The 15,024-nt window shown below is 68.9% G+C and carries 16 protein-coding genes; 9 read left to right on the forward strand and 7 right to left on the reverse strand.

Annotation, left to right across the window (positions count from 1 at the left end; genetic code table 11):
* Positions 1 to 76: 76 nt before the first annotated feature.
* The 5 genes from OG329_RS22300 (at position 77) to OG329_RS22320 (ending at position 5,145) form a co-directional block, all read left to right on the forward strand.
* The gene (locus OG329_RS22300; RefSeq protein ID WP_405797506.1) at positions 77 to 469 is read left to right on the forward strand and encodes a hypothetical protein; all 393 of its coding nucleotides are present in this window, start codon (positions 77 to 79) and stop codon (positions 467 to 469) included.
* On the forward strand, positions 466 to 2,352 hold the full coding sequence (locus OG329_RS22305; protein WP_405797507.1) for an alpha/beta hydrolase: 1,887 nt from the start codon (positions 466 to 468) through the stop codon (positions 2,350 to 2,352). Before OG329_RS22300 ends, OG329_RS22305 begins: the two co-directional genes overlap by 4 nt.
* Entirely contained in the window at positions 2,349 to 2,936 is a 588-nt protein-coding gene (locus tag OG329_RS22310) for a hypothetical protein (protein ID WP_405797511.1), read from the forward strand. The genes OG329_RS22305 and OG329_RS22310 overlap by 4 nt, the downstream gene beginning before the upstream one ends.
* Before the next feature lie 110 nt (positions 2,937 to 3,046).
* Complete coding sequence (locus OG329_RS22315) at positions 3,047 to 4,060, forward strand: NlpC/P60 family protein (RefSeq protein ID WP_405801967.1); 1,014 nt, start codon at positions 3,047 to 3,049, stop codon at positions 4,058 to 4,060.
* Between the two features lie 368 nt (positions 4,061 to 4,428).
* A complete protein-coding gene (locus OG329_RS22320; protein WP_405797512.1) occupies positions 4,429 to 5,145 on the forward strand; it encodes a phosphatase PAP2 family protein in 717 nt (238 codons plus the stop codon).
* A gap of 10 nt (positions 5,146 to 5,155) precedes the next feature.
* Here the strand turns inward: OG329_RS22320 and OG329_RS22325 are convergent, their stop codons facing one another.
* Both OG329_RS22325 and OG329_RS22330 read right to left on the reverse strand, forming a co-directional pair.
* Positions 5,156 to 6,760, reverse strand: coding sequence for an FAD-binding oxidoreductase (locus tag OG329_RS22325; RefSeq protein WP_405797513.1), 1,605 nt, complete (start codon positions 6,758 to 6,760; stop codon positions 5,156 to 5,158).
* Positions 6,761 to 6,796: 36 nt separating this feature from the next.
* Positions 6,797 to 6,988: a hypothetical protein gene (locus OG329_RS22330; protein WP_405797515.1), complete on the reverse strand. Its 192-nt coding sequence runs from the start codon at positions 6,986 to 6,988 to the stop codon at positions 6,797 to 6,799.
* 134 nt (positions 6,989 to 7,122) lie between these two features.
* On the opposite strand from OG329_RS22330, the gene OG329_RS22335 reads away from it, so the two are divergent.
* Both OG329_RS22335 and OG329_RS22340 read left to right on the forward strand, forming a co-directional pair.
* Positions 7,123 to 7,968, forward strand: a complete 846-nt coding sequence (locus tag OG329_RS22335; protein ID WP_405797516.1) for a hypothetical protein — start codon at positions 7,123 to 7,125, stop codon at positions 7,966 to 7,968.
* 105 nt (positions 7,969 to 8,073) lie between these two features.
* Complete coding sequence (locus OG329_RS22340) at positions 8,074 to 8,250, forward strand: hypothetical protein (RefSeq protein ID WP_405797517.1); 177 nt, start codon at positions 8,074 to 8,076, stop codon at positions 8,248 to 8,250.
* Positions 8,251 to 8,308: 58 nt separating this feature from the next.
* Here OG329_RS22340 and OG329_RS22345 read toward each other — a convergent pair whose 3' ends face one another.
* Entirely contained in the window at positions 8,309 to 8,734 is a 426-nt protein-coding gene (locus OG329_RS22345) for a metal-sensitive transcriptional regulator (RefSeq protein ID WP_405797519.1), read from the reverse strand.
* Positions 8,735 to 8,952: 218 nt separating this feature from the next.
* Between OG329_RS22345 and OG329_RS22350 the strand changes: the two genes are divergently transcribed.
* Both OG329_RS22350 and OG329_RS22355 read left to right on the forward strand, forming a co-directional pair.
* On the forward strand, positions 8,953 to 9,573 hold the full coding sequence (locus OG329_RS22350; RefSeq protein ID WP_052582416.1) for a DUF47 domain-containing protein: 621 nt from the start codon (positions 8,953 to 8,955) through the stop codon (positions 9,571 to 9,573).
* A gap of 5 nt (positions 9,574 to 9,578) precedes the next feature.
* On the forward strand, positions 9,579 to 10,577 hold the full coding sequence (locus tag OG329_RS22355; protein ID WP_405797521.1) for an anion permease: 999 nt from the start codon (positions 9,579 to 9,581) through the stop codon (positions 10,575 to 10,577).
* Between the two features lie 241 nt (positions 10,578 to 10,818).
* Here OG329_RS22355 and pstB read toward each other — a convergent pair whose 3' ends face one another.
* The 4 genes from pstB to pstS form a co-directional block, all read right to left on the reverse strand.
* Positions 10,819 to 11,595: a phosphate ABC transporter ATP-binding protein PstB gene (gene pstB / locus OG329_RS22360; protein WP_405797523.1), complete on the reverse strand. Its 777-nt coding sequence runs from the start codon at positions 11,593 to 11,595 to the stop codon at positions 10,819 to 10,821.
* A 54-nt stretch (positions 11,596 to 11,649) separates the two neighbouring features.
* The gene (gene pstA / locus OG329_RS22365) at positions 11,650 to 12,723 is read right to left on the reverse strand and encodes a phosphate ABC transporter permease PstA (RefSeq protein ID WP_405797525.1); all 1,074 of its coding nucleotides are present in this window, start codon (positions 12,721 to 12,723) and stop codon (positions 11,650 to 11,652) included.
* Complete coding sequence (gene pstC / locus OG329_RS22370) at positions 12,720 to 13,727, reverse strand: phosphate ABC transporter permease subunit PstC (RefSeq protein ID WP_405797526.1); 1,008 nt, start codon at positions 13,725 to 13,727, stop codon at positions 12,720 to 12,722. Before pstC ends, pstA begins: the two co-directional genes overlap by 4 nt.
* A gap of 102 nt (positions 13,728 to 13,829) precedes the next feature.
* Positions 13,830 to 14,963 (reverse strand): phosphate ABC transporter substrate-binding protein PstS, encoded by a 1,134-nt coding sequence (gene pstS / locus OG329_RS22375; protein WP_405797528.1) that lies wholly within the window; start codon positions 14,961 to 14,963, stop codon positions 13,830 to 13,832.
* Positions 14,964 to 15,024: the final 61 nt, after the last annotated feature.

Below are 15,024 nucleotides of genomic sequence, written 5' to 3' on the forward strand. Positions count from 1 at the left end.
GCGCGGCATCTCCCCGGTCCCGGATTGGGACAGTGCCACCCGACATCCCGGACAACAGAGGACAGGGGCGGGTGGCATGGCGGAAATGGCGGGCATGGCGGGCTATTCGGGCGGTTTGCGGGCGCTGGCCGACGACGTGGACGGCGCGGCGTCGGGGGAGCGGCTGCGGCACAGCGACGGGCCGTGGACCCGCGCGGCGGGCGGGGCCGTGGTGATGCGTACGCAGATGACGTATCTCAAGGCGGAGTTCGAAACGGCGCACGAGGGCGTGGCCGACTGCGGGGACGGGCTGAGCGCCCTCGCGGTCCTGGGGACCGTACGTACGTCATGGGAACGGCGCATCGAAGCAGCCCGCGACGAGTGCGCAAGCCTGGCGGGCCGACTGCGTGCGGTGGCCAAGACGCAGGGTGAGCACGACGCCGCGGTCAGGTCGGGGCTGGCGGGGGTCGACGCGGGAGCGCGTCGATGAGTCCGGTGAGGGTCGGCGGCGGGCTCACCTGGGCGCAGTTACGGGACATCAGATGCGCCGAGCTGGAGGGCGCGGCCGACGGCTGGGGCAACGCGAGCAACCGCGCGGACGCGGCCCGCGACCGGGTCGACAAGCAACTGCTCGCGGGGCTGACGGCAGCTCAGGAGGGCGAGGCGGCGCGGGCGGCGGTCGGGCGGCTGCGGGCGCTGGGGCGGAACCTGTCGTACATCTACACGGAGTGCGGGCTGGTCCGTACGACGCTGAACAGCCTCGCCCAGGATCTGCGCGGCGCGCAGCGCCGGCTCCGGGACGCGCTGGAGGAGGCGGCGGGCCTGAGGCTCACGGTGCGCGCGGACGGGTCGGTGAGCTACCCCGAGGCCGGGGAGGACCCGCTCACGAAGGAGAGGCTGCGCGGCGGTACGGCGTCGGGCCACGCGTACCCGCTCACCTCGGCGCGTCCGCTCACCGCCGCGTCGACGTCGCAGGGGTTCACGAGCCCGAACCCCCTCGCGGCGAAGGCGCAGGACATCGCGGACCGGATCGCCCGCGCGCTGAGCGACGCGGCACAGGCCGACGCGCGGTACACGCAGACGCTGCGGAAGCTGACCGCGCAGGACGGCCTCACGGTCACGGACGCGATGTGGACGGACGCGAGCGCCGACGCGACGGCGGTACGCGCGCTCACGGCCGACTACCTCGGCGCGGCGATCCCCCACGACGCGACGCCCGCGGAACGTCTCGCGTGGTGGCAGGGCCTGACGGAGGAACGGAGGGAGGAGTACCTGGCCGTCCACCCGCACACGATCGGCAACCTGGACGGCATCCCGTCCGCCGTACGCGACGCGGCGAACCGCGACAACTTGACGCTGCTGATGGGCAAGTTGGAGGGCGCGCACGACGACAGGTCACGGACGATGCTGGCCGGGCTGAGATCCCTCGACGGCCAATTACGGGCCGGCGGCCATCCGCCGATGTACCTGCTGGGTATCGGGGACGAGGGGAACGGGCGGGCCGTCGTGTCGTACGGGAATCCGGACACGGCGCGGAATGTGTCGGCTTATGTGCCGGGGCTGGGCACGGGATTGGACGAGGCTTTCGCGGAGGACGACTTGAAAAGGGCGAGGGACACATTGATGGGTGCGGTGGAGTACGACACGTCCACGGCGTCGATCGTATGGCTGGGCTATGACGCGCCGCAGCTATCGGTGGACGACATCACGGGGAATACGGACGTCATGTTCACGGACCGCGCGGAGGCGGGTGCGTCCGCGTACGCCGAATTCATGTCGGGAATCGCGGCCACGAACCACAACGAGAACCCCCACCTGACGGCAGTCGGCCACTCGTACGGCTCGCTCACAGTGGGCCAGGCCGCCCAGCGGGACGGCGGTATTCCAGGCGTCGACGACATTGTCCTGGTGGGCAGCCCCGGAACGGGCGCGGATTCCGCGGCTGATCTGGGAGTGGGGCGAGGCCATGTGTACGTCGGCGCGGCGGAGAACGACCCGGTGACGCGAATGCCGGCGAAGGGCGAGGCCCAGGGCATGGGAATGGGCGCGTTGGGAGGAGCCTCGGCGGGAGCGGTGCTGGGAGGCCCGGTGGGCGCGGCGATCGGCGGTGCGGGCGGGGCGGCGGTGGCGTACTTCGCGCAGGACGCGCAGACGAAGGAGAGCGAGATCTGGTTCGGCACGGATCCGGCGCACGAGGATTTCGGAGCGAGGAGATTCCGCGTGGACGACGGGCCACGGCCGGTAATGGACATGGGCGGAGTCCGGGCGCACTCCAACTATTTCGACCCGGACAAGGATGAGGAGTCCGCCGACAACATCGCGCTGATCGTTACGGGACACGGTCGCCTGGTCAGTGGTCAGGAGCGCCGGTGAGAACTCTTCGATCGGCGGGCATTCTGCTTCTGCTCTGGCTGGCGGCTGGATGCGCCGCCCCTTTCGGTGGCGGAAGCGAAGAAAGAAAGGCGATGGGCGTGGATATGCAAGAGGCGGCCGTCCAGGCCGACTCCATCATTCTGAAAACCCTGAACGGGGTCAGGCCGGAGCTGCGGTGGAATCACGGGCCTTCGATTGACAGCCGGTGTGGTGAGACGGCCGATACCGGTTCTGTCAAGCGTCGGATCGCAGTCATGACCATCGTCTCGAAGGAGCGACGTGGGAGTCTGCTCGGTGTTGTGGAGCGCAACTGGAAAGCTCGCGGATATCGGATCACCAGTGTGCGGGCGAGTGAAGAGTTGCCCGCTATGTACGCGTCGACGCCTGAAGGCTTTCGTATGAGGGTCGCGGTCGCCGGCGAAGGCCAGTTCTTCTTCTCCATCACCACCCCGTGCTTCCCCGAGTCCGACGTCGCCGATCCCAAGACCCGGCCGAACACCCCGCACCGCGAAGGCGGATACCCGCAACGGCCCGACGTCCACGACAGCTTCTGGTCCGCCCCCACACCCCCGCCCCGTCCCTGACGCCCCGGCCCCGCCCGCCCGACTGTCCGAATAGCACCGACACGACAGGCGGGAAAATGGCGGTGAACATGTCCCGGATGGGGGAGGGTTGAGGGGTGCGGAAATTCTGGATGGCGGGCGCGGTCGGGCTCGGGCTGAGCCTGGGCTTCATCGCGCTGCTCGTCGTCGGTACGTACTCCGCCGCGGCCGGGATCGCCGGTGGTGCGGGTGGTGGTGGGGCGGTCGCGCTGGCCAAGGGGGCCGTGCCCGCCAAGTACCAGGGGCTGGTGCAGAAGTGGGGCAATCTCTGCCCCGCGATCAACCCCGCGCTGCTCGCCGCGCAGTTGTACCAGGAAAGCGGCTGGGATCCCAACGTCGTGAGCCCGGCGCAGGCGCAGGGCATCGCGCAGTTCATCCCGGGGACCTGGGCGGCGCACGGGGTCGACGGGGACAAGGACGGCGACCGCGACGTCTGGGATCCGCAGGACGCGATCCCCTCGGCGGCGTCGTACGACTGCAAACTCGCCGGTTACGTCGACGACGTGCCGGGCGATCAGACCAAGAACATGCTCGCGGCCTACAACGCGGGCGCGTACGCGGTCATCAAGTACGGCGGCGTCCCCCCGTACAGCGAGACGCAGAACTACGTGAAGGTCATCACCACCCTCCAGCAGAGCTTCGCCCGCCCCGTAGGCCGCGTCGAGCCCTCGCAGCAGGCGGCCGGGGCGATCCACTACGCGCAGCAGAAGCTCGGTACGAAGTACCTGTGGGGCGGCAACGGGACCCCCGAGCAGCAGGGACGGTTCGACTGTTCCGGGCTGACGCAGGCCGCGTACCGGTCCGTGGGGATCGAGCTGCCGCGGGTCGCCAACGATCAGTACAACGCCGGCGAGCATCCCTCGCGCGACGAGCTGATGCCCGGCGACCTGGTGTTCTTCTCGGACGACCTCACCAACTCGCGGGCCATCCGGCACGTCGGGCTCTATGTCGGTGGCGGGTACATGATCAACGCTCCCTACACCGGAGCCGTGATCCGGTTCGACAAGATCGATACGCCCGACTACTTCGGGGCGACCCGGGTCACCGAAGACGGCGCGAAATCGCTGCCGACCGATCTGCCCACCGAGCGGAAGTCCGGCACGTGAATCGGCCCCAAGCGGTCGAAGCGGGCCGACAGGGCTGCTGACAGTGCTGACGAGGTGTCGGTCCGGCGGGGCGTCAGGGTGGCGATGAGCTGACGCCCGGAAGGGTGGAGTCGGGCCGGACCAGGCGCGCGCGTGGCCGGAATTCTCCCTTCGTTCACCGCTCTGAGCTGGGACGATGTGTCACTCTTCGATAACGTCCTGGAGATCGTCCGGTGAAGCCTGGAACCTGGAGAGGGGACAGGCCGTTCCCTGGACTGGGGCTGTGGCGTTGATCGCGCAGCACTGACCGCATGCACCACGGGGGTTGGTGGAAGCGACACGCCCGCAGGCGTGTCGTGGTGGGCGACAAAGGCAAGGGGCCGCAGCACATGGCTGGACTCGCGATCGATGGGTCGAACCCCGACGTCAGCCTGCTCTACGACATCAACGGTCTGGCCAAGTCGGCCCCCGGCTGGTTCGACCGGGGCATGGAGTTCGTCGGCGAGTACGGGATCATGCTCGCCCTCGTCCTCCTCGCGCTCTGGTGCTGGTGGAGCGTGCGCCGGCGCGGGTCGGCCGAGGATTCGGTGGCCGCCGTCGCCGGGCTGCTCTGGGCGCCGCTCGCCGCCGGTGTCGCGCTGCTGGTCAACATCCCGATCCGTGAGTTCGTCGGCCGCGACCGTCCCTTCGTCGACCACCGGGGGCTCGACGTCCTGGTGGCAGGCAAGACCGACTTCTCCTTCGTCAGCGACCACGCGACGATGGCGATGGCCCTGGGCGCGGGCATCTTCGTCGCGCACCGCGGCTTCGGGCTCGCCGCGATCGGGCTCGCGCTGGTCGAGGGTTTCAGCCGGGTCTACATGGGCGTGCACTACCCCACCGATGTGATCGGCGGATTCGCCCTCGGTACGGCGGTGGTGCTGCTCCTCGCGCCGCTGGCCATGGCGCTGCTCACCCCGCTGGTGTCGGCGGTCTGCCGTTCGTCCAGGGTGGGGCTGCTCGTACGGTCACGGGCCGCGCGGGAGGCGGACCGGGCCGAGGCGCCGGGGACGAGACCGCTCGGCATCCCCGAACAGCGGCCCGACGACAACAACCTCGCGGCGTGAGGGCTCCCCACTACAGCGCTTGCGGGAAGTCGAACATCCGCTCCGGGTCGTAGCGGGCCTTGAGGTCCTTCAGCCGTCCCGCCGCAGCGCCGTAGTACGCCGTGCGCCAGTCGGTCAGCGCCGGGTCGGTGTAGTTCTGGTACGCCGCGCCCGACGCGTGACCCCGTAGCGCCCCTTGGCTGGTTCTCAGCCATGCCCGCTGCGTGGTGCCGGGCGTGCCGGGGCGCCAGGACGCCACGTACTGCGCGAGCATCCGGGAGCCGCGGTGCACGAAGGCCGTCGCGAGCGGGTCCACCCGGTTGACCGCGCCGCCGAGCGCGGTCAGCGTGATCGTGCCCGATCCCGCGCCGTCGGCGACCTTGATCCGGCTGAAGTCCGCCACGGCGGACAGCAAGGTGGCGATGCCCGCCGAGGGGAGCGACCGGTCGAAGAAGTCCGAGGTCGCGGCGTACGTCTCGCGTTGCAGCGCGCCCCCCTTCGCGCGCCCCGGTGTCGTGCCGGGCAGCCGGCACTGGTCGTCGGTGAGTCCGGCGCAGCCGGCGTACGCGAGCATCGACTCCTGGTAGCCGCCGGGGCGCAGCGAGACGAAGCTCGCAGAGGAGCCCACGCGGTCGGCGAGCCGGTCGACGGCGTTCTTGAGGTCGTCCTCGGTGCCGAGTGTGTAGGCGGCGACGGAGACGGTCGGGTCGGCTCCGCCGCCCGCGCCGACCGCCGCGTGGAACGAGGACCAGATCTCGTCCGGCTGGTCGGGGCCCCACTCCTGCCAGGCCGCGAGCAGTGAACGGGCTTTCGACCACGGCCAGTTGAGGTTCGCGGCGACGCCGGTGGCGGCGGGGTGGGTACGGAAGCGCAGCTCGGTGACGACTCCGAAGTTGCCGTTGCCGGCGCCCCGCAGCGCCCAGAAGAGGTCCTTGTTCCGCTCGGCGTCGGCGGTCAGCCGCTTGCCGTCGGCGGTGATGATCGTCGCCGAGGTGAGGCTGTCGCAGGTCAGACCGTACGCGCGGGAGACGACCCCATGACCGCCGCCGAGGGTGAGACCGGAGATGCCGACCGTGGCGCAGGAACCGGCCGGGACCGTACGGCCCTTCGGGGCGAGCGCGCCGTGCACGTCGATGAGCTTGGCGCCCGCGCCGACCACCCCGTCCGACGCGGCGTCGGAGACGCCGTCGAGCGAGGAGATGTCGATGACGAGCCGGCCGTCGCCGCTGGACCAACCGGCGTAGGAATGGCCGCCGTTGCGGATAGAGACGGGTGTGCCGTGCGTCCTGGCGAAGGCCAGGCACTCCCTGATGTCGTCCTCGCCGGAGACGTACGCGACGGCCGCCGGTTTCAGGTTGTCGAAGCGGGTGTTGTAGAGCTGGCGGGCCGTCGCGTAGTCGCTGTCCTGCGGCCGTACGAGCCGACCGTCCAGCCCTGCGGCGAGCGCGTCCCAGCGTGGCGGGCCGGCGGAGGGGGAGGAGGGGGCGGCGGACGTGGTGGTACGGGGTGGGGGCGGCTTGTTCGCGGAGGCGCCGGGTGAGCCGTCACCGCCCTGGCCGCCGTCGCTCGTACAGGCGTTCAGCGCGCCCGCCGTCGTCACGGCCAGCGCACCCGCCAGCAGTGTGCGCCGTTCCATCGGCGTCCCCCGCCTTCTTCCATGAGGTGAATGAGGTCAGTGCGTCGCCTGATGGGACGTGGCGTCCGTTCTTGCCCGGTCGCGGGAGCGCCTGGCGGGTCCCGACCAGCCGCACGTACAGCGCGCCAGTGAGAACGAGCCACGTTCGACGGTCGATGTGACGGTGGATGTGACGGTGGGGGAGGCGTGGGGGGCGGTGGGCGGGGTCGAGGTCTCTTGCTCGCGCACCTCCCCACCGTACTCGCGCGTGCGTTCCCGGCCAGGGGTGGTGCGTGAGTGCGTGACGGCGCGCGCGGGACGTCGTTATGGGGGCAGGGCGGGCTCTGGACAAGCAACGGTAGGGCGTTGGGGGTTGGCAGGCGATGGTGGTGCAGACGGTGGGCCGGCGACACAGACGCAAGGGTGTGGCGATCGTCGCCGCCGCCGTGACGGTGGCGGGGGTCGTGGCCACGAGCGCCGGTTGTTCCGGGAGCGAGGGCGCCATGGCCGACGACCGGCCCCCCGGTGATCCGGCCGCGGTCCGCAGGTCCGCCGACGTGCTGGCCGACGCGGGCAGCTCCAAGACCCGGACCTCGCTGGTGATGGCGACGGGCGGGACGCGCGTGACCATCAGGGGCGAGGGCCGCTACGACTTCCGCAAGCGGATGGGGCGGCTCTCGGTCGTACTGCCCAAGGACCCGGCGGGCACGGACGAGCACCGCCCGATCGCGGAGCTGCTGGCGCCGGCGGCCCTCTATATGAAGAACCGGGGCGCCGGGGTGCCCGAGGACAAGTGGGTCATGCTCGACTCGACCACCCTCGCGGACGGCAATCTGGTCACCGGCGGCGCGACGGATCCGCTGACCGCCGCCGAACTGCTGCGCGCCGCGCAGGACGTGGTCTTCGTCGGCGAGCAGGAGCTGGCGGGGGTGCGGGTGTCGCACTACCGGGGTGTCACCGACATCGGGCGGGCCGCGAAGCAGGCGGCGCCGTACGCGCGCGGGGCGCTGGCGGCGGCGGCGAAGGGCTTCGCCGATGACGTGGTGCCGTTCGATGTCTATCTGGACGAGGCGGGGCGGCTTCGCAAGGTCAGACACGAGTTCAGCTACCGGAACCAGGGGCGTACGGTCGCTGTCGCCTCAACCACGCTGCTGTACGAGTTCGGGGTCCCCGTAGGGGTGCGGCTCCCCCCGAAGGACCAGATCTTCACCGGGAAGATCAAGGTGTAAATGGTCCGGACGTGCCATGCGCGTCACGTCTCACCCTCCTTACCCTAGGAAGCCGGCAGTCGACACCGCCAGGAAGACGACACCGGCAGGAAGAGGTGAACGCACGTGGCTCCGTTGCGCACGCCGACCGTCCAGGACCACGTGGCCCTCGCCGAGATCGAACTCTGCGGAGAGCTGATGATCGCGGCGTCGGCCGCGGACGGTGAAAGGCTCAGTTCGGACCGTATCGACGAGGTGCTGAAGGTGGGCGCGGAGCGCGGCGAGAGATCGCCGTGCCGTTGAGCGTGGCGCGGCGCGCGGCTCGTTGCGTACGCCCCGTACGCCCCGCCCGTCCCGTCCGTCAGGTACGCAGCAGGCGCGCGATCGCCTTCGTCGCTTCCTGCACCTTCTCGTCGATCTCGTCGCCGCCCTTGACCGCCGCGTCCGCGACACAGTGCCGCAGGTGCTCCTCCAGCAGTTGGAGCGCGAAGGACTGGAGCGCCTTGGTGGAGGCCGAGACCTGCGTGAGTATGTCGATGCAGTAGACGTCCTCGTCCACGAGCCGCTGGAGTCCGCGGATCTGGCCCTCGATCCGGCGCAGCCGCTTGAGGTGCTCGTCCTTCTGCTTGTGGTAGCCGTGCACACCGCGGTCGTGATCGGTGACGATCTCGTCGCCTGCGGTCGTAGCCGTCGTAGCTGTCGTGGCCGTCGTGGCCGTCGTGGCCGTCGTGGCCGTGCCGGAGGTCGCGTCGCTGGTCGCCGTGCCTGCCGCCTCGGTGGTCGTCATCGCGTCCTCCTGGTTTGGTGTCCGGTGTTCGTGCGAGATGTCCTAATGGAGCGTAAATACCCCAGGTAGGTATATGATACCCAGTCGCGCGCGCAGGGGCAGGGGCACGTCATGATCGTCGTGTCCCATGCAGCACACTGAATGACGCCGGTTAGCCGTGGCCGGATGATGCGCTTAGCATCAGCCTGACCGAATCCCATGTAACCCGAGGATCCCCCGTGCGCTTTCGTCTGACCCCCAGGGAGACGAGCTTCTACGACATGTTCGCCGCGTCTGCGGACAACATCGTCACGGGCTCCAAGCTCCTCATGGAATTGCTCGGAGCGGATTCCTCCGCCAGAGCCGAGATCGCGGAACGGATGCGGGCGGCGGAGCACGCGGGGGACGACGCCACACACGCGATCTTCCACCAGTTGAACTCCTCCTTCATCACGCCGTTCGACCGCGAGGACATCTACAACCTCGCCTCGTCCCTCGACGACATCATGGACTTCATGGAGGAGGCCGTCGACCTGGTCGTCCTCTACCAGGTCGAGGAGCTGCCCAAGGGCGTCGAGCAGCAGATCGAGGTGCTGGCGCGGGCGGCGGAGCTGACCGCCGAGGCGATGCCGCACCTGCGCACGATGGACAACCTCACCGAGTACTGGATCGAGGTCAACCGCCTCGAGAACCAGGCCGACCAGATCCACCGCAAACTGCTCGCCCAGCTCTTCAACGGTAAGTACGACGCCATGGAAGTCCTGAAGCTCAAGCAGATCGTGGACGTGCTCGAGGAGGCCGCCGACGCGTTCGAGCACGTCGCGAACACGGTGGAGACGATCGCGGTCAAGGAGTCCTGAACCACGTGGACACCTTCGCCCTGATCGTGACCATCGGTGTCGCGCTCGGCTTCACGTACACCAACGGCTTTCACGACTCCGCGAACGCGATCGCGACATCGGTGTCAACGCGGGCACTGACCCCGCGCGCGGCGCTGGCGATGGCCGCCGTGATGAACCTCGCGGGCGCGTTTCTCGGCCAGGGCGTCGCCAAGACCGTCAGCGAAGGACTGATCGCCACACCGCACGGGCAGCGAGGGATGGGGATCCTCTTCGCCGCGCTCGTCGGGGCGATCGTCTGGAACCTGGTCACCTGGTACTACGGCCTGCCGTCCTCCTCCTCGCACGCGCTGTTCGGCGGCATGGTGGGCGCGGCGCTCGCCGGCGGGACCGAGGTGATCTGGACCGGGGTGCTGGAGAAGATCGTCATCCCGATGTTCCTGTCGCCGATCGTCGGTCTCGTCGTCGGCTATCTGGTGATGGTCGGCATCATGTGGATGTTCCGGAACTCCAACCCGCACAAGGCCAAGCGCGGATTCCGGATAGCGCAGACGGTCTCGGCGGCCGGGATGGCGCTGGGGCACGGTCTCCAGGACGCGCAGAAGACGATGGGCATCGTGGTGATGGCGCTGGTCATCGCGGATGTCGAGGGTCCGAACGACGAGATCCCGATCTGGGTGAAGATCGTCTGCGCGGTGATGCTCTCGCTCGGTACGTACGCGGGCGGCTGGCGCATCATGCGGACGCTGGGCCGCAAGATCATCGAGCTGGATCCGCCGCAGGGGTTCGCGGCGGAGACGACGGGCGCGTCGATCATGTTCGGCTCGGCCTACATCTTCGGGGCGCCGATCTCGACGACGCACGTCATCACGTCGGCGATCATGGGCGTCGGCGCGACGAAGCGGGTGAACGCGGTGCGGTGGGGTGTGGCGAAGAACATCATCCTGGGCTGGTTCATCACGATGCCGGCGGCGGCGCTGGTGGCGGCGGTCAGCTTCTGGGTTGTGAACCTGGCGTTCGGCTGAGCGGGCTGAGCGGCTGCCTTCGGCTGGGGGTCCGGGGGTTGTCCCCCGGGAAAGCACAGTTGGGTTGTGAACCTGGCGTTCGGCTGAGGCGGGTGCGGCCTCGGAGCCGTATGCCGTGCAAGCCGTAAGCCCTGCGAGCCCCTACAACGTAAGTGGGCCCGCCCCCTGGGAGAGGGGGCGGGCCCTTCGTCTTGCGGTGGCACCGCCATGCAGCACCGCAGGACGGCTTTCGCGCCGGGACCTATCCGAAGCGGCCGGAGATGTAGTCCTCCGTGGCCTGCACGGACGGGTTGGCGAAGATCCGCTCCGTCTCGTCTATTTCGATGAGCTTGCCGGGCTGGCCCACCGCCGACAGGTTGAAGAACGCCGTACGGTCCGAGACACGCGCCGCCTGCTGCATGTTGTGCGTCACGATGACGATCGTGAAGCTCTCCTTCAGCTCCCCGATCAGGTCCTCGATCGCGAGCGTCGAGATCGGGTCCAGCGCCGAGCACGGCTCGTCCATCAGCAGGACTTCCGGCTGCACCGCGATCGCGCGGGCGATGCACAGTCGCTGCTGCTGGCCGCCGGAGAGGCCGGAACCGGGCTTGTTGAGGCGGTCCTTGACCTCGTTCCAGAGGTTCGCGCCCTTGAGGGACTTCTCGACGACCGCCGACAGTTCGTTCTTGCGGTACTTGCCGTTGAGCCGCAGGCCGGCCGCGACGTTGTCGAAGATCGACATGGTCGGGAAGGGGTTGGGGCGCTGGAAGACCATGCCGACCGTACGGCGCACCGCGACCGGGTCGACGTTCGCGCCGTACAGATTCTCGTCGTCCAGCAGGACCTTGCCCTCGACGCGGCCACCGGGCGTGACCTCGTGCATGCGGTTGAGGGTGCGGAGGAACGTGGACTTGCCGCAGCCGGACGGGCCGATGAAGGCCGTCACGGAGCGGGGCTCGACGGTCATGGAGATGTCGTCGATCGCCCGGTGGGAGCCGTAGTACGCGGTCAGGCCGCTGACGTCGATTCGCTTGGCCATCTTCAATCACTGCTTTCTGCGTGACCCCGCGCGGCGGAGCCGGATTTCGGGGCCTCAGCGGCCGGTCTTCGGAGCCTTCCAGCGGGCGATGCCGCGGGCCACCAGGTTGAGGATCATGACGAACGCGATCAGGACGAGTGCCGCGCCCCAGGCGCGCTCGACCGAGGCGTCGGTGCCGACCGCGTACTGCTGGTACACGTACAGCGGCAGTGACGACTGGGCGCCGTCGAACGGGTTCGGGTTGATGAGCTTCGTACCGAAGACCAGCAGCAGGATGGGCGCGGTCTCGCCCGTGATACGCGCCACCGCGAGCATCACGCCCGTGGTGATACCACCGATCGCGGTCGGCAGGACCACCTTGAGGATGGTCCGCCACTGGGGCACGCCCAGCGCCAAGGATGCCTCACGCAGCTCGTTCGGGACGAGCTTGAGCATCTCCTCGGTGGAGCGCACGACCACCGGCATCATCAGGATCGAGAGCGCCAGGGCGCCGGCGAATCCGGAGAACCCGAAGCCCAGCATCAGGTTCCACGTCGACAGGACGAACAGACCCGCGACGATGGACGGGATACCGGTCATCACGTCCACGAAGAAGGTGACGGCGCGGGCGAGCTTGCCCCGGCCGTACTCGACCAGGTAGACGGCCGTCAGCAGACCGATCGGCGTGGCGATCAGCGTGGCGATGGCGACCTGCTCGATGGTGCCGAGCAGCGCGTGGTAGACGCCGCCGCCCTTGTCCGTGTCCAGGAGTCCGCTCATCGAGTGGGTGAGGAAGTACCCGTCGACGACCGAGGCGCCTTTGCTGATGGTGGTCCAGGCCAGCGACAGCAGCGGGATGACGGCCAGGATGAAGCAGACCCAGACCAGGCTGGTCGCGACGTGGTTCTTGCCCTGGCGGCTGCCTTCGACCTTGGCGGTGATCAGATACGTACCGGCGACGAAGATCAGCGCGGAGATCAGACACCACTGGATCTTGCTGTCCAGCCCCGCCGTCAGGCTGATCAGCCAGCCCAGCGCCAGCGAGCCGACGGCGATGGCCAGGGGGGCCCAGCGCGGCATGCGCGCGTGGGAGAGCGAGCCGCCCGGCTCGGCGACCGCCGGACGCTTGTCCTGAAGCGTGTGGCTCATGCGTTGGCCCCCGAGTACTCCTTGCGGCGGGCGATGACCGCGCGGGCCGCGCCGTTGACCAGCAGTGTGATGAGGAAGAGGACCAGGCCGGAGGCGATCAGCGCGTCCCGGCCGAAGTCGTTCGCCTCGTTGAACTTCGCGGCGATGTTCTGCGCGAAGGTGCCGCCGCCGGCGTCGAGCAGATGGCCCGAGAAGATGAAGCTCGGCGACAGGACGACGGCGACGGCCATCGTCTCGCCGAGCGCGCGGCCCAGACCGAGCATCGAGGCGCTGATGATGCCGGAGCGGCCGAACGGCAGGACCGACATCCGGATGACTTCCCAGCGCGTGGCACCGAGGGCCAGGGCGGCTTCCTCGTGCATCTTCGGCGACTGGAGGAAGACCTCACGTATCACGTTGGTGATGATGGGCAGGATCATGATCGCCAGCAGGATGCCCACGGTGAACAGGTTGCGGGCGACACCCTCGTTGGTCTTCTCGAAGATGTAGGTCCAGGCGAAGTATTCGTTCAGCCACTTGTTGAGACCGTCGAGATACGGGACGAGGAAGACGGCGCCCCACAGGCCGTAGATGATGCTCGGTACGGCTGCGAGCAGGTCGACCAGGTAGGCGATCGGGGCGGCGAGCCGGCGGGGTGCGAAGTGCGAGATGAACAGCGCGATGCCGATGGCCACCGGGACGGCGATCGCCATGGCGATGATCGAGCTGACGACGGTGCCGAAGGCGAGTACGGCGATGCCGAACTGGGGCGGATCGCCCTGTGGGTTCCACTCGAAGTAGGTGAGGAAGTTCGCCTCGTCCTTCGAGATCGCGAGGACGGCGCGGTAGGTGAGGAACGCGGCGATCGCGGCCATGATGACCAGCAAGGTGATGCCGGATCCTCGGGACAGGCCCAGGAAGACCCGGTCGCCGACCTGTTTCTTTCCCTTGGGCGCGCCCTGGTCCTCAAGCGGTGGCGGTGGCGGTGGGGGGGAGTCGGGGGGTGCGGCTGCTGCTGTATCCATCGGTTTTCTCCGGTCTGCGGAGCCGGCTGGCGGCTCCCTGGCGGCGGTGCACCGGAAGACGTGGCCGGTCCCCGCCGAGCGGGGACCGGCCACGTCCGGGGGTCAGGACAGGGTGGGGACGATCTCGCGGACCTTGGCCGCGATCTCGGTCGGGAGCGGCGCGTAGCCGGCGTCGGCGAGGACCTTCTGGCCCTCCTCGCTGGCGGTGTAGTTGAGGAACGCCTTGACGGTGGGCAGGGTCTCGGCCTTGTTGCCCTTGTCGCAGGCGATCTCGTACGTCACCAGGATGATCGGGTAGGCACCCTCGGCCTTGGTGGCGTAGTCCAGGTCCAGCGCCATGTCGTTGCCGGTGCCCTTGACCTTGGCGGCGGCGATGGCCTTGGAGGCGTTCTCCGAGGTGACCTCGACCGGCGCGCCGGCGCCCGTGTCCATCTTGACGGTGGTGATGCTGCTGGCGGTCGCGTAGGAGAGCTCGAAGTAGCCGATGGCGCCTTCGGTGTCCTTGACGCTGGAGGCGACACCGGAGGAACCGCTGGCGGCCTGGCCGCCCTTGGCCTCCCAGGACTTCGAGCTGTCGTCGTAGTTCCAGTCGGACGGGGCCGCGGCCTTCAGGTACTTGTTCAGGTTCTGCGTCGTACCCGACTCGTCGGAGCGGTGGAACGCCTGGATCGCGGTGCTCGGCAGCGTGGCGTCGGGGTTGAGGGCCTTGATGGCCTTGTCGTCCCACTTCTTGATCTTCGAGTCGAAGATCTTGGCGAGGGTCGGGGCGTCCAGTACGAGGCTGTCGACACCGGGCACGTTGAAGCCGATGGCGACGGGGCCGCCGACCATCGGCAGGTTGATGCCCTGGCCGCCCTTGCAGACCTCCTTGGAGGCTGTGACTTCCTCGGGCTTCAGGGCGGAGTCGGAGCCCGCGAAGGCGACCTGGCCGTCCGTGAACTTGGTGATGCCGGCGCCGGAACCGTCCGCCGCGTAGTTGATCTCGACGCCGGAGCACGCCTCCTGGAAGTTCTTGATCCAGATGTCCATCGCGTTCTTCTGGGCGCTCGATCCGTTGGCAAGGACCTGGCCCGTGGCGCCGTCACACTTGATGTTCGAGGCTGCGGTGGTCTTGTCGCCGGAGCCGGAGCTCTCCGTGTTGTCGTCCGAGCCGCACGCCGTGAGAACCAGGGCGCCGGAGACGGCGAGGGCACCGAGCGCGGTGGCGCGCAGCCGGTTCTTGCGCTGAAGCTTCACTTCGGGTGTTCCTTCCAGAAGCCGCCGGTGTGCGGTGTACGCATGTGTGCGGCGGCGTGCG

Origin of the sequence: Streptomyces sp. NBC_01506 (assembly GCF_045040295.1) — a bacterium.
Lineage (GTDB): Bacteria > Actinomycetota > Actinomycetes > Streptomycetales > Streptomycetaceae > Streptomyces.

Excerpts from the sequence above, each read along its gene's own strand:
- OG329_RS22320 (WP_405797512.1), top strand. The coding sequence starts at position 4,429 with ATGGCTGGACTCGCGATCGATGGGTCGAACCCCGACGTCAGCCTGCTC.
- OG329_RS22300 (WP_405797506.1), top strand. The coding sequence starts at position 77 with ATGGCGGAAATGGCGGGCATGGCGGGCTATTCGGGCGGTTTGCGGGCG.
- pstB (WP_405797523.1), bottom strand. The coding sequence starts at position 11,595 with ATGGCCAAGCGAATCGACGTCAGCGGCCTGACCGCGTACTACGGCTCC.
- OG329_RS22305 (WP_405797507.1), top strand. The coding sequence starts at position 466 with ATGAGTCCGGTGAGGGTCGGCGGCGGGCTCACCTGGGCGCAGTTACGG.
- OG329_RS22315 (WP_405801967.1), top strand. The coding sequence starts at position 3,047 with ATGGCGGGCGCGGTCGGGCTCGGGCTGAGCCTGGGCTTCATCGCGCTG.
- OG329_RS22325 (WP_405797513.1), bottom strand. The coding sequence starts at position 6,760 with ATGGAACGGCGCACACTGCTGGCGGGTGCGCTGGCCGTGACGACGGCG.
- pstC (WP_405797526.1), bottom strand. The coding sequence starts at position 13,727 with ATGGATACAGCAGCAGCCGCACCCCCCGACTCCCCCCCACCGCCACCG.
- OG329_RS22335 (WP_405797516.1), top strand. The coding sequence starts at position 7,123 with ATGGTGGTGCAGACGGTGGGCCGGCGACACAGACGCAAGGGTGTGGCG.
- OG329_RS22345 (WP_405797519.1), bottom strand. The coding sequence starts at position 8,734 with ATGACGACCACCGAGGCGGCAGGCACGGCGACCAGCGACGCGACCTCC.
- pstA (WP_405797525.1), bottom strand. The coding sequence starts at position 12,723 with ATGAGCCACACGCTTCAGGACAAGCGTCCGGCGGTCGCCGAGCCGGGC.